10 protein-coding genes, 1 tRNA gene and 3 pseudogenes are annotated in these 12,953 nt (G+C 40.7%); 9 read left to right on the forward strand and 5 right to left on the reverse strand.

Annotation, left to right across the window (positions count from 1 at the left end):
• The first annotated feature begins 404 nt into the window (after positions 1-404).
• On the forward strand, positions 405-1,109 hold the full coding sequence (locus tag AACS92_RS09525; RefSeq protein WP_099110984.1) for a phosphatase PAP2 family protein: 705 nt from the start codon (positions 405-407) through the stop codon (positions 1,107-1,109).
• A 345-nt stretch (positions 1,110-1,454) separates the two neighbouring features.
• Positions 1,455-2,051: a bifunctional murein DD-endopeptidase/murein LD-carboxypeptidase gene (gene mepS, locus AACS92_RS09530; protein WP_099110985.1), complete on the forward strand. Its 597-nt coding sequence runs from the start codon at positions 1,455-1,457 to the stop codon at positions 2,049-2,051.
• Between the two features lie 82 nt (positions 2,052-2,133).
• Here mepS and AACS92_RS09535 read toward each other — a convergent pair whose 3' ends face one another.
• The 3 genes from AACS92_RS09535 to rsuA form a co-directional block, all read right to left on the reverse strand.
• Entirely contained in the window at positions 2,134-2,478 is a 345-nt protein-coding gene (locus AACS92_RS09535; protein ID WP_099110986.1) for a YejG family protein, read from the reverse strand.
• Between the two features lie 873 nt (positions 2,479-3,351).
• The gene (locus AACS92_RS09540; RefSeq protein WP_099110987.1) at positions 3,352-4,539 is read right to left on the reverse strand and encodes a Bcr/CflA family multidrug efflux MFS transporter; all 1,188 of its coding nucleotides are present in this window, start codon (positions 4,537-4,539) and stop codon (positions 3,352-3,354) included.
• A 39-nt stretch (positions 4,540-4,578) separates the two neighbouring features.
• Positions 4,579-5,286 (reverse strand): 16S rRNA pseudouridine(516) synthase RsuA, encoded by a 708-nt coding sequence (rsuA, locus tag AACS92_RS09545; RefSeq protein WP_099110988.1) that lies wholly within the window; start codon positions 5,284-5,286, stop codon positions 4,579-4,581.
• Between the two features lie 183 nt (positions 5,287-5,469).
• Here rsuA and AACS92_RS09550 point away from each other — a divergent pair, with 183 nt between their 5' ends.
• Together AACS92_RS09550 and rplY are read left to right on the forward strand one after the other, a co-directional pair.
• Complete coding sequence (locus AACS92_RS09550) at positions 5,470-7,227, forward strand: DEAD/DEAH box helicase (protein WP_099110989.1); 1,758 nt, start codon at positions 5,470-5,472, stop codon at positions 7,225-7,227.
• Positions 7,228-7,391: 164 nt separating this feature from the next.
• On the forward strand, positions 7,392-7,673 hold the full coding sequence (gene rplY, locus AACS92_RS09555; RefSeq protein ID WP_047679702.1) for a 50S ribosomal protein L25: 282 nt from the start codon (positions 7,392-7,394) through the stop codon (positions 7,671-7,673).
• Positions 7,674-7,779: 106 nt separating this feature from the next.
• Here rplY and yejK read toward each other — a convergent pair whose 3' ends face one another.
• Positions 7,780-8,787: a nucleoid-associated protein YejK gene (gene yejK / locus AACS92_RS09560; protein WP_099110990.1), complete on the reverse strand. Its 1,008-nt coding sequence runs from the start codon at positions 8,785-8,787 to the stop codon at positions 7,780-7,782.
• A 277-nt stretch (positions 8,788-9,064) separates the two neighbouring features.
• Here yejK and AACS92_RS09565 point away from each other — a divergent pair, with 277 nt between their 5' ends.
• From AACS92_RS09565 to AACS92_RS09585, 5 genes and pseudogenes are all read left to right on the forward strand, one after another.
• Positions 9,065-9,292, forward strand: a complete 228-nt coding sequence (locus tag AACS92_RS09565; RefSeq protein ID WP_099110991.1) for a YejL family protein — start codon at positions 9,065-9,067, stop codon at positions 9,290-9,292.
• A gap of 31 nt (positions 9,293-9,323) precedes the next feature.
• Positions 9,324-11,066 carry an LPS biosynthesis-modulating metalloenzyme YejM gene (gene yejM / locus AACS92_RS09570; protein ID WP_099110992.1) on the forward strand — a complete coding sequence of 581 codons (1,743 nt, stop codon included), beginning with the start codon at positions 9,324-9,326 and terminating at the stop codon, positions 11,064-11,066.
• Positions 11,067-11,141: 75 nt separating this feature from the next.
• Positions 11,142-11,218: transfer RNA gene (locus tag AACS92_RS09575), tRNA-Pro, on the forward strand.
• Positions 11,219-11,604: 386 nt separating this feature from the next.
• Positions 11,605-12,582, forward strand: a pseudogene (locus AACS92_RS09580) (ISAs1 family transposase); the annotation flags it as partial.
• A gap of 48 nt (positions 12,583-12,630) precedes the next feature.
• Positions 12,631-12,828: pseudogene (locus AACS92_RS09585) on the forward strand (transposase); the annotation flags it as partial.
• Between the two features lie 15 nt (positions 12,829-12,843).
• On the opposite strand, the pseudogene AACS92_RS09590 reads toward AACS92_RS09585, so the two are convergent.
• Positions 12,844-12,953 (reverse strand): annotated as a pseudogene (locus tag AACS92_RS09590) (IS982 family transposase); the annotation flags it as partial.

Below are 12,953 nucleotides of genomic sequence, written 5' to 3' on the forward strand. Positions count from 1 at the left end.
AGACAACGGTTTAACGCTCTGCTATCTATATAACGATACAACGGAAAATGAAACAATTTCTTTATATGTTTTATTTATCCCAACCACAATTCAACATAATATACTAACAAATTAGGATATGAAAAAATCAACAATTAATTATTTAATAATAGTCAGTGCTCAATAATTACACCAAATATATATTATCGTTACTGAGGTAGCCATTTAACTATTTTTTCGATATCTTGATATTATTCATGTGATAATGATATGAAATGTAATCAATAGAAAATATGAATATATAAACACTATACAGATTACATATTACGCAGCCGAATGATTACTCTTTTCCCTAATTTTTGTTATAGTGCCCTAACCCTCAATCTAGCTACCAAAACCCATTATCGCATTAAAATAGGTAACACATGACCCGTAGTCGCCCACTAACTATACTTATACTCAATATGCTTGGTTTCGCCCTGTTTTTCTCATGGTATTTACCTGAGAATCACGGCTTTTGGTTTCATATTGACTCCACCATTTTTCATTACTTTAATGAAAAACTACTCCCAAATTCAAAATTTGCATTATTTGTCGCTATCGTGAATATAAGAGCATTTGACGTCATCTCACTCTTATGTATGGGTTTACTTTATTATAGCGCATTTCGTAAACAAAATTACGCAGGAAAACGCCGTCTTTTTATGATTGGTCTGGTCATGCTGATAACCGCCGTGATCATAAATCAGATTGGTCATCAGATCCCTGTCAGCCGTCCAAGCCCGACTTTAACATTTGAAAACGTCAATCGTGTAAGCGAAATGACAAGCTGGCATACCAAAGATGCTTCCGGTGATAGCTTCCCGGGAGATCACGGGTTGATGCTGCTAATTTTTAGCTGTTTTATCCTTCGATACATTTCTCGTGGGGCATTCTTTATCGCTTTACTGATTATGATAGCTTTTGCTCTCCCCCGAATTATGGCTGGTGCGCATTGGTTTACAGATATTGCTGTTGGTTCATTATCACTCACTTTAGTTGGAGTGAGCTGGGCATTATTGACTCCTCTAAGTGACATTTTGGCTGATTGGTTAGATAAAAAATTACCGCATATCGGTCGTACTCACTAAAAAGATAATCATTATCGGGGAGATACTTACTATCTCTCCGATAATATAGACTTTTTCTCCAACGGAGAAAAAACAAACAAAACAATTCTAACCTATTAGTTTATAATCTAATTTTTTGTAAATAATTATTTTTATCTCTCGCTTTTTTCTCACGGTTTCTGTACTCTTCCGCTAGTCCTTTTTATTAAAATACTCCTTTTGTAAAGATATTAATAAAATGTGTGGCTTCACACACTTTAGGGACGAAAAGTTTGTCAATTCGCTACTTTATACTAGCCTTTAGAACGTTTAGTGTTTTTGTGGTGGCGATAAGTCACATTAAGGACTGCAAGGGAAATTAATATAATGGTCAAATCTCAACCAATACTGAGATATGTATTGCGGTTTATTCCCGCAATTATCGCGGCAGTGGCACTGACCGCATGTAGTTCTCCAGATTCCCAAATACGTAGTAAAAAACCTGAAACTCAGACCGTAAACGGTCAGAACAGTCAAAAGCATTTTCTCCTGCAAACATCTCAGGATGAATTTGAAACATTGGTTAAAAATCTGGATATCAAATCTAAGATCCTTAACCAATACGCAGACTGGAAAGGAGTTGCCTATCGGCTCGGTGGTAATACGAAACGTGGCATTGATTGTTCAGCCTTCGTACAACGCACCTTTCATGATCAGTTCGGTATGGCGTTACCCCGCTCTACATCAGGGCAACAGAGTATAGGTCAGACAGTTAGCCGTACCAAATTAAAAGCGGGTGATTTAGTACTCTTTAAGACAGGTGTTCACAGGCGCCATATCGGTATCTATATAGGTAATAACCAGTTTGTGCATGCTTCCACTAGTAGTGGTGTCATGGTTTCCAAATTAACAGATACTTATTGGAGCAAACGCTATTACGGTGCACGCCGTGTTTTAGCAGATGATCTTAAGGCCTCAATATAGCCTCTTTTTTCTACCCTATATTTTCTCTTGCAGTATAAAAAACGCCTCCATTCGGAAGCGTTTTTTATTCAGTTATTATTCGTTAAAGTGGATAAAATGCTGTTATATTTTCAGCAATTGCAGCACCTAATGTCTTCAGCCGACATATCACTGCACTTTCATCCTCTCGAGCAAAAAACAAACACGGCTCACCTTCCCACTCAATTACCGCACTTATTATTTGCATATCAGAAATAGACTGATGTATCTCATGCAAGATACCCCATGCATGTTCGCCTTCATGGCTTAACAATTTCAGTCCCATCAGGGTATTTCCTATATCTGCCTCTTCTTCTGGCAAGATTTCAACTCTTGTCCCGACAAAACCAGATGACCACCGATAACTTTGCGGCAGCCTGTGTACTACCGAAAGTTGAATATTATTCACGTATTATTCCTATCAGAAACAACATTAATACATCTAACCACCAGCTGTTGGCTATCGACTTCTCAAAGCCGAATAACCACCCAACAAAAAAGTAAATAAAAAGTTAAAACAAAAATCACAACATCACACTTTTTTCGTCTTTTATTTAGAAAAAAATGAGATCAAACTCGCACTTTGTATATATTTATACTGTTTTGGTAAAAAATTCAACTTATTTTTATGTAAAGTGGCAACTTTTTATTCAAAATTTATTTACAAAACGATATTTTTTCTAACGATAAAACACGATAATATTTCTACAATATCCTTTCATTACATATGGTTAGTAAAAAACAAAATGTTTACCATATAGAGTCATATATTTAACATTCTTAAATTAACAAAAAACAAACAAAATGGAGCCATTTAGCATCATAAAATTAACACCCAGCCATATTGGACTATCTTTTAATTCAATATCTTTATTTATCTAATAAATAAAACTTAATATTCCTTCGGGTTCTTGGGGTATTTTTGCTTCTGAGTGCGGATCTACCCACTTTAGAAGGAAAAACTCAGATACTGATATAGCAGCTCGATTTCATGAACAAACCATGAAAATGTGATTTAAGAAACCGTAGATACTGGTATATAAACAACAGATTTCAAGATGGGTCGCGACGACAAAGGAGAGACAATTTCGTCAGGAACGAATTTATCCAGCTAAAAACAAGACTCTCAATAATCTCCGGGAATATAGATAACCGTATGCTGATAAAACAGTGGCTGAGGTAAACGAGTGCAGCCAATAAAAAAGCAATTTGAAAGGTGAAGTCTATGGAAATAAGAAACCACCTTGTACAACCGGTGGTTTCTATTAATTATGTGATTATTTTATTGTTTTGCTCTGCTTGCATAGACAATCAATGCCATTGCTAATATCACGCATAAAGCCATTGAACCAACCATCGGCCAAGCACTTTTTTCAGGAGCAGAAGATAAAATTGCTCCAACCAAAGCAGCAATACTGAAACGTAAAGTTCCTGATAATGATGCGACCGTTCCGGCCATATGGGGATAGCCATCCAAAACAACCGCCATTGAGTTAGATGTAATCAAAGAAATACAACTAATATAAATTGCAACACCCAATACCAAAGAAATAAAGCCCAAATCCAGCATCGTGCTGAATAACAGCCATAACCCCATAAGAAATTGCACGAACACACCAAATTTCAGCATATTCAATGCACCATATTTGCGGACAAATTGGCTATTGATGGTTGTCATAACAAACATAAAGATGATGTTCAACCCGAAGTAATAGCCAAAATGCTGCACAGGGACACCATTTAGTTGAATATAAACAAATGAGCCAGCACTGAGAAAAGAAAACATCCCGGCAAAAGAAAAACCACTTGCCAAAATATAGCACAAGACCTGACGCTGCCTAAACAGCATCACAAACTGCCCTAAAGTAACTTTTAAGTTAAAACGCAGCCTTCTCTCTTTAGGTAATGTTTCCCTGATAAAAACTGCTACTAACAATGCCGCTATGACAGCCGCAATTGCAATAGACCAGAAAATAGCATGCCAGTTAAACCACACCATCATTATTCCACCCAGCAGAGGAGCCAGTAGCGGAGCAATGATCATAACCAGCGTCACAAATGACATACTGCGAGAAAATTCATCTTTGGTGAATATATCACGCATTAAGGCATTGATCACAACGCTGGCCGCAGCGGCTGCAAAACCGTGCAAAAACCGCATGGAAATAAAAGTGTCAATATTTTGAGCCAGAGCACATGCGGCAGAAGATATTGCAAAAACAGTCACTCCACCTAAAATAACCGGCTTACGCCCCAGACTGTCAGACATTGGTCCATAAACTATCTGACCAATAGCAAACCCTAAAATATAGCTATTCAGGGTCATTTGTACTTTGCCATCACTGACGCCGAAATCAGAAGCTATTGTTGGCATACTCGGCAAATACATATCAATTGCCAGTGGCATCAGCATAGAAATTAGCCCAAGAATAAGGACTAACCCCAAATAAGATAATCGTTGTTGTTGCACTCGTTTCTTCCCAAAACAACTTGATAAAATAGATAAAAATTAAGCTGTTGGCATATTTATGCTCTTGATTTCGTTCTCTGTCAACATCCTGTATTCACCGGGATCCAAATCAGGATCCAGATAAATATCACCGATGCGCTCACGATGGAGTTCAACGACATGGTTTCCAACAGCAGCGAACATTCTTTTTACCTGATGATACCGCCCTTCACTGATAGTCAGACGTACACGCTGAGGCTCGATAATCTCTAATTTGGCGGGCTTCGTCAGTGTTTTTTCCCCATTCAGCCGGATACCTGTGAGAAATTTTTCTTCAGTATCCGCTGAAATCGGGTTCTCCAGTGTCACAAGATAAGTTTTTTCACAATGATGCTTAGGTGAAGTGATGCGATGTGACCACTGCCCATCGTCAGTCAATAAAACTAAGCCTGTTGTATCAATATCCAACCGTCCTGCTGAATGTAATTTATGGGCAACAGGCTCATCAATAAAATATAAAATTGTCGGATTGGTGGGATCATCAGTCGAGCACACATATCCCTGTGGCTTATTCAGCATAAAATAACGTGGGCCATCTAATTGCTCCAGAACCGTTCCTTCATAAGCAACGGTCTGCTCAAGTTTCAGTTTATATGCCCCTGTTTTAATAATTTCATTATCGACAGTAACCCGACCAGCTCGTAATTCACGCCCAACATCGTTACGGCTGATACCTAATTGTTGTGATAAAAATTTATCCAATCGCATGTATAGCTATACCTAACAAAAAATAATCTAAAAAAATCGCAAAAATGACTTTAAGCCTACTACTGAATGACAAGATTAAACAGATAATTTATAGCGTAATTGTAAAATCAATAAATAGAACAGACAAAAATGCTATTCTTTTGTCAACGATTTTTACCCGATATCCGTGACAGTAATATAACAATGGCTTTTACCTTACGCCCTTATCAGCAAGAAGCGGTAGATGCGACCATCCGCCATTTCCGCCAACATAAAGAACCCGCAGTTATTGTCTTACCTACTGGTGCAGGTAAGAGTCTTGTCATTGCTGAGCTGGCAAAGCTGGCTCATGGTCGGGTTTTGGTTCTAGCACATGTTAAAGAACTTGTTGCACAAAACCATAGTAAGTATTGTTCATATAACCTCACGGCTGCTATTTTTTCTGCCGGACTGCACCAAAAACAGAGCGAAGGAAAAGTTGTTTTTGGTAGTATTCAGTCCGTTGCCCGTAACTTAGATCGTTTCAACCATCAATTTTCACTGCTAATCATCGATGAATGTCATCGGATCAGCGATGACGAAAATAGCCAATATCAACAAATTATCCAACAACTCCAAAAAAATAATCCAAAACTACGCATTCTGGGATTAACCGCTACTCCTTACCGTTTAGGTGCTGGCTGGATATATCAGTATCACTACCACGGCATGATCCGCGGCGATGAAAATTGCTTCTTTCGTGACTGTATTTATGAGCTTCCGTTGCGCTATATGATAAAGCATAATTTTCTCGTTCCTCCGGAAAGATTAGATATGCCCGTTATGCAGTATGATTTCAGTCAGGTACGCACCAGCCAGCAGGGTATTTTCAATACAGCTGAATTGAATCGGGAAATTAAGCGACAAAAACGCATTACACCACATATTGTCAGGCAAATTATTGAGTATGCAGAAGATCGGAAAGGCGTCATGATTTTCGCAGCTACAGTTGAACATGCTAAAGAAATATCCCTGTTACTCCCGGTAGGACAAGCTGCATTAGTCAGTGCCGATACACCAAGCCATGAGCGAGATCTCTTGATCAATGCATTCAAAAAGCAGCAATTACGTTATATGGTCAATGTTGCTGTACTGACAACGGGATTTGATGCTCCCCATGTTGATCTTATTGCGATATTACGTCCGACTGAGTCCGTGAGTCTTTATCAACAAATCGTTGGAAGGGGGCTGCGTTTATTCCCCGACAAAAAAGAATGCCTAATCTTAGATTATGCAGGTAATCCCCATGACCTTTATACGCCAGAAGTCGGAAGCCACAAACCCGACTCACAAAATCAGCCTGTACAGGTATTCTGCCCGCTCTGCCGATTTGCCAATACTTTCTGGGGAAAATGTACCGCAGAAGGAGACATAATTGAGCATTTTGGACGTCGCTGTCAGGGATGGGAAGAAGACGAGAATGGAAAACGGCATCAATGTGATTTTCGCTTTCGTTTTAAATCTTGTCCACATTGCGGCACAGAAAATGACATAGCGGCCCGACGTTGTCATCATTGTCAGGAAGTACTCGTTGATCCTGATGATATGCTAAAAGCAGCACTTAAACTTAAAGATGCTCTGGTGTTACGTTGTGGGGGGATGCAGTTAACTCCGGGTAATGACAATAAAGGTGAGTGGCTCAAGATTACTTATTACGATGAAGACGGTGCAAATGTCTCTGAGTTATTTCGTTTAACAACACCAGCCCAGAAAAAAGTGTTTGAACTTCAATTTATACGCCACCATCAGCGTGCTCCGGGGGTTCCTTTATCTTGGAAAACTGCGGGCGATATCGCGCAACAACTTCCTTTACTGCGACATCCTGACTTTGTTGTAGCCCGGAAAAAAGGACAATTCTGGCAGATTAGGGAAAAAATATTTGATTATCAGGGCCGCTTCCGCCGGGCTGATGCTCTGTATTAAATAACACAATCACAGACAGCAGAGTACTTTATATTTGCTGTCATACCGGTTTTTCGTTAAAATGCCGCCCGCTTAGCGTAATACATAATGTTAAGCCAAATATCGAACCTGCTGCTGGGTCGCCTGTAGCAGGATTTATTTTCTTCTTTTATAGAGAAAAAATGATGTTAACTATTAATGCAGAAGTACGTAAAGAGCAGGGTAAGGGTGCGAGCCGCCGCCTGCGCAGAGCTAACAAGTTTCCAGCAATCATTTATGGTGGTAACCAAGAGCCAGTTTCTATCGAACTGGATCACGATGCAGTTATCAACCACGAAAGCAAGCCAGAATTCTACGAAGTTCTGACTCTGGTCGTTGATGGTAAAGAAACTAAAGTGAAAGTGCAGGCAGTACAGCGTCATCCGTTTAAACCTAAACTGACGCACATTGATTTCCTGCGTGCTTAATTAGCCAGAATCGAGCTTTTATCGGGACGCCGAGTAAATAACGCCGCATTTGCGGCGTTATTTATTTCTGGCTTTTACGAAAATTTTAACCTTAAAACCGACAACATTAGTGATTATTACTGCCACGGCGTTGCAGCTGATCCCGCAGATTGGGTGGCGTTCCCTTAATCGTCAATGTATCCGTCGTTGGATCCCAGAAAATTCTTTCTCCAAGCAACATGGCATCAAAGTTAATCGTTAACCCGCCACCACTACCGGCAAATTTAGTTAATTGACGCAACGTACTGCGATCTGCCGGGAAGCTTTCTTCCAGCTCATAGTCTTGACTTTGGGAGAATTGCTGAAAGTTCTGTTCACCTAATGGCGGTAATTCCTGCGATAATTCTTGCAGCTTAATCTCTTCGCCCGCCTGTAACTGTTCATTGCAGTAACTGTAAACTTGTTGGCGATAAGCCTGTCGCTCATTTTTATCAAGCTGAGCAGATTCGCAATAATCATCCACTGCCTGCAATAATCCTTTATTCTGCACCTTGGCATTCATTCCTTCACTGGCGGCAAGAAAATCCATAAAAAAGTCAGATACCTTGCGCCCTACCCGACCTTTCAGGAAAGTCAGATAGCGGCAGGATTCAGGATTAGTTTCCCATTCCGTCAAATCAATTCTGGCAACGATATCAGCATGTGGGATATCAAGATATTGTGTCGTATTGACATCCAGAGCCTCATCGACTGAGGTACTACTACAGCTATTCAGAACTGCGATTAGCAAATACTCCACAGCCAAATATCGATATTGGCAAAATAATACCGTGCCACCTTCTGCAAACGGGTATTTTATCAGTTCATCTTTCAGACGAACGGTTGCCGCTCGGCTAAAACCTAAAAAATCTTCATTTCCCTTGCGCTGATGGCGAAGTGATTCAGCCAGCTCACTTTCATCACTGAACACACCATAAGCCTTGCTTTTAGCGCTATACACACGATGTAATTCAGCCATCATCTCTTCGACTACCTGATTGGTATCCAGCAGAGAATCCCGCAAAATCACTTCCAGTGTTTGTTCGTCACGTTTAATCAACTGATGTAACGCGATCTGGGTAATTTCCAGACTCATTATTTCTACTCCTTTTACAGCACTGACCTTCTGGGTATTGCAGTTAGCGGCGTATTCAAACACTGTTCCCTCTCTGCTGCAACCAAAAAACCCAATGATGGAAAAGTGTTCACAATTTAATTATTCGCGTTCCCCATATCACAGGCTAAAATGAGGCAGCAGGCACAAGAATGGCAACAATTTGTACAATAAGGAAATTAAATTGTCATAAAAAAGCAGAAAATAGCCCCTCTATACGGTAATATATTGGGCTTTGTACATTCAGGATATTTGAGTCATGCCACAGTCATCTCGCTACAGCGATGAAAAAGTTGAACATTTATTAGCTGAACTAGTAAGTGTTTTCGAAAAAAACCACGTGCCTACCGATCTTTCATTGATGGTTTTAGGCAACATGGTCACGAATTTGATCAACACGAGTATTGCACCAGCCCAACGCAAACATATCGCAAACTCGTTTGCACACGCGTTACAATCTTCAATTAACGAAGATAAAGCGCATTAATTTTTCCATTAAAAAATTAACGTAAGAAAATATGGTGACTAACCGCCAGCACTATCGCGAAAAAGTTTCTCAAATGATCAGTTGGGGGCACTGGTTCGCTCTGTTCAATATCGTGTTCAGTCTTGTGCTGGGCAGTCGCTATTTATTCGCATCTGACTGGCCGGGTTCGCTGTTTGGTCGCATTTATGCGCTGGTCAGTTGGCTCGGTCATTTTAGCTTTATTGTTTTTGCCGCTTATTTACTGGTGTTATTTCCGCTGACATTTATTGTGATGTCACAGCGTTTACTGCGATTTCTTTCCGCAGCTCTGGCAACAGCAGGGTTAACACTACTGATATTTGACTCTTCCATTTATGTGCGTTTTCACCTGCACCTGACACCATTGGTATGGGATTTGGTTACTAATCCTGAACAGGGTGAACGGGCAAGAGAATGGCAATTGATGTTCATCTGCATTCCGCTTATTTTTCTGGTGCAGATGCTGTATGGAACCTGGAGCTGGCAAAAATTACGCAGCCTGAATCGGCAAAAGCTCGGTAAACCTATGGCGGCTATCTTTATCACAGCTTTTGTGGCCTCCCATATGATGTATATCTGGGCAGATGCTAATTTCTATCGCCCTATCACCATGCAACGCTCAAATCTACCGCTTTCATACCCGATGACAGCGCGTAAATTTCTTGAGAAACATGGTTTGCTGGATAAGAACGAATATCAACGCCGCATCAGTCAGCAAGGAAACCCTGCTGCTCTGACCATTGAGTATCCATTGAATAATCTGTCTTACCGCGATAGCGGCCGCGGTTATAATTTATTATTGCTGGTTGTGGATAGTCTGGATAATGGTGACATTACAGCAAATAAAATGCCATTTCTTGAGCGCTTCACAAAGAGCAACATTCAGTTCACTCAGCATTTTAGTACCGGTATGAAAAACGATACTGCGTTGTTTGGTTTATTCTACGGTATATCATCAGGCTATCTGGATAGTATCCTTTATAGTCGAAAACCCTCAGCACTTATTGATGCCTTAACTCACCAAAAGTATCAGTTTGGTCTGTATTCATCAGATGGATTCCAGACACCTCTTTATAGGCAGGCTATTTTAACCGATTACTCACTTCCCTACGAAGCTAACCCAAATGACAACCTGACTGTAGAGCAATGGCAGCAATGGCTAAATTCGCGTAATAGTACTACACCATGGTTCTCATTTTTAAACCTTAATGGTATTTCACCTTCGTCAATTCAGATTGATAAAAAAACACTGGATACTGAAATCAATAACGTTTTAGATACACTGAAAAATAAAGGTATTCTGGACAACACTATCGTTGTTATTACTGCTAAGCATGGCAGCACCATCACAAACGACGATCCAAAATGGTTTATCGGTGACAAATTTAATCGTAAGCAAATGCACGTTCCATTGATCATTCATTGGCCGGGAACACCTGCACAAGTTATTAATAAACTGACGGGTCATCAGGATGTTATGACTACATTGATGCAGCGTTTATTGCACGTAAGCAACTCACCTGATGATTACTCTCAGGGAGAAGACCTATTCAGAGGCCAAAGAAATATTCCTTGGCTCATTACCGGTGAGAACGGTTCACTGATCGTGACAACGACTGAAAACACAATTTATCTTTCCAAAGATGGGGATTACCATCTGTACGACTCAGATGGCAATGAAATCCAGAACGCAAAACCGAATCTTACTCAGTTATTACAAATACTGACTGAAATCAAACGATTTTTAGCAAACTAATTGCCTAAAAATCAATCACTCACTAAAGAAGGGACTTGCTTTGCGAATAAAAAAAGGTACTATAAGCAAAGTCATCGGCATGTAGCGCAGCCTGGTAGCGCACCGTCATGGGGTGTCGGGGGTCGTAGGTTCAAATCCTATCATGCCGACCAAATTTCCCTAGAAAAACCAACCTGTTACGGTTGGTTTTTTTATGCCTCAAATTTGATTGGGGTAAAACTGGGGTAAAATGGGGGTAAAATGGCCGACAAAAAATGACAAAAGCGCGCTAACTTTAAGATAGATTTTGTTGTTGGCCAATGGCGTACAAAGCCCCTTTTTTCTTGCTGTTTTTTTCTATAGTTCCTGACGGGGGTTTATTAGAAAAAATATTCATTGGTATCTTTTCTATAGACCTTGACCAAAAACGAAGTAAAACGGAAACCGGAACATGTGTAGGCAGGGCCAACGCATGAACGTTTTTTCATCAAATGAAGTGAAGAGTTCATCACTGAGTTGACCTGATTCTCCATTTTTGTTGTGATCTGATCCCATTATCATGACCTCTTTCAAGTCAACAACAAATCGAGTCGCTTTTGTGTCCCTAACACCGCTACTTCAACGTGTTGAATCCTTATCCGACCCGCGCCAGCAATCAAAATGTTCTCATCTTCTATCCGAAGTTGTTTTCATGACGCTTTGTGCCATGACGTGTGGTTTTAATACCTGGGATGAAATTGCCTTGTTTTCTCAAGAACGTGAAAGTTGGTTCAAGCGCTGGCTCACCTTACCGAACGGCATACCGGCGCATGACACCTTTAACCGAATTTTCACGATCCTGCCACCGGAAACATTACAGCATCTCTATCAGGACTGGATCAACGATATTCTGGACAGTGAAAGCCTTTCTGGACAGATTGCGGTTGATGGTAAAGCGCTGCGAGCCACAGCAAAAGGCCGGGGAGCGAACCGGGTTCATACCGTGAATGTGTGGTCAACGGAATTGGGGCTTTGTCTGGGGCAACAGAAAGTCGATAAAAAATCAAATGAAATCAAAGCAATTCCTGAAATACTTCAGCAACTAGAGCTGACGGGATGTTCGGTCAGCCTCGATGCCGCCGGGACACAAACGAAGATTGCCGAGACGATTTTAGCAAAATCCGCCGATTACTTATTAGCCGTCAAAGGAAATCAACCGACCTTATCAGCGGAAATCACGGCGCAATTTGCGGCTTTTTGGCACGATACGCCGGAAGATAATGCCGGTCTGGGTTTTTGTGAAACGTTTGATACCGCGCATGGCCGCAAAGAGCACCGCCGTTGTTGGCAGCTCTCGGTTGATGAACACATGCCGGTTTGCCAAAAATGGCAAGCCAAAACGATTATCGCCGTTCAGTTAGAGCGCGTAGTCAAAGGAAAAGGGCATGATTCTGTGCGATTTTTTATCAGTAGCCAGCCGATGAATGCGGAGCAAGCGCTCAAAGCGACTCGACAGCACTGGGCTGTGGAAAACCAGCTTCATTGGGTATTACAGCTTATTCAGAATCTTTTTCAATCGTAACTCTTTTTCATGTATCCTAACAGGATGAGAAAAGCCTACATTAGTGACATCAGTCGAGAAGTCTTTCAAGAAATTGAACCCTTGTTGCTCAGCAGCCGAAAACGCACACATCCTCGGAAAGTGGATGTGTATGAGGTGTTTTGTGCACTGCTGTATATCCTTAAGAGCGGTTGTCAGTGGGACATGCTCCCCAGTGATTTCCCCAGCAAAAGTACCGTATATTAACCCCAATTCCGCTTAAGCTATTACTGAAATATCTTCTTCTGAGTAGAAAATTTTCAGTGATGGCTTTTTCTCTTTAAGGCAGTAAGCAATCAATCCCGTTAAAATGGTTAACAAAAAACCGG

It is taken from the genome of Xenorhabdus sp. KJ12.1 (assembly GCF_963876495.1).
GTDB lineage: Bacteria > Pseudomonadota > Gammaproteobacteria > Enterobacterales > Enterobacteriaceae > Xenorhabdus > Xenorhabdus stockiae.

What these genes read in the sequence shown, in the direction of transcription:
- mepS (WP_099110985.1), top strand. Translation starts at nt 1,455, where the DNA reads ATGGTCAAATCTCAACCAATACTGAGATATGTATTGCGGTTTATTCCC.
- AACS92_RS09550 (WP_099110989.1), top strand. Translation starts at nt 5,470, where the DNA reads ATGGCTTTTACCTTACGCCCTTATCAGCAAGAAGCGGTAGATGCGACC.
- rsuA (WP_099110988.1), bottom strand. Translation starts at nt 5,286, where the DNA reads ATGCGATTGGATAAATTTTTATCACAACAATTAGGTATCAGCCGTAAC.
- yejM (WP_099110992.1), top strand. Translation starts at nt 9,324, where the DNA reads ATGGTGACTAACCGCCAGCACTATCGCGAAAAAGTTTCTCAAATGATC.
- rplY (WP_047679702.1), top strand. Translation starts at nt 7,392, where the DNA reads ATGTTAACTATTAATGCAGAAGTACGTAAAGAGCAGGGTAAGGGTGCG.
- AACS92_RS09525 (WP_099110984.1), top strand. Translation starts at nt 405, where the DNA reads ATGACCCGTAGTCGCCCACTAACTATACTTATACTCAATATGCTTGGT.
- AACS92_RS09565 (WP_099110991.1), top strand. Translation starts at nt 9,065, where the DNA reads ATGCCACAGTCATCTCGCTACAGCGATGAAAAAGTTGAACATTTATTA.
- yejK (WP_099110990.1), bottom strand. Translation starts at nt 8,787, where the DNA reads ATGAGTCTGGAAATTACCCAGATCGCGTTACATCAGTTGATTAAACGT.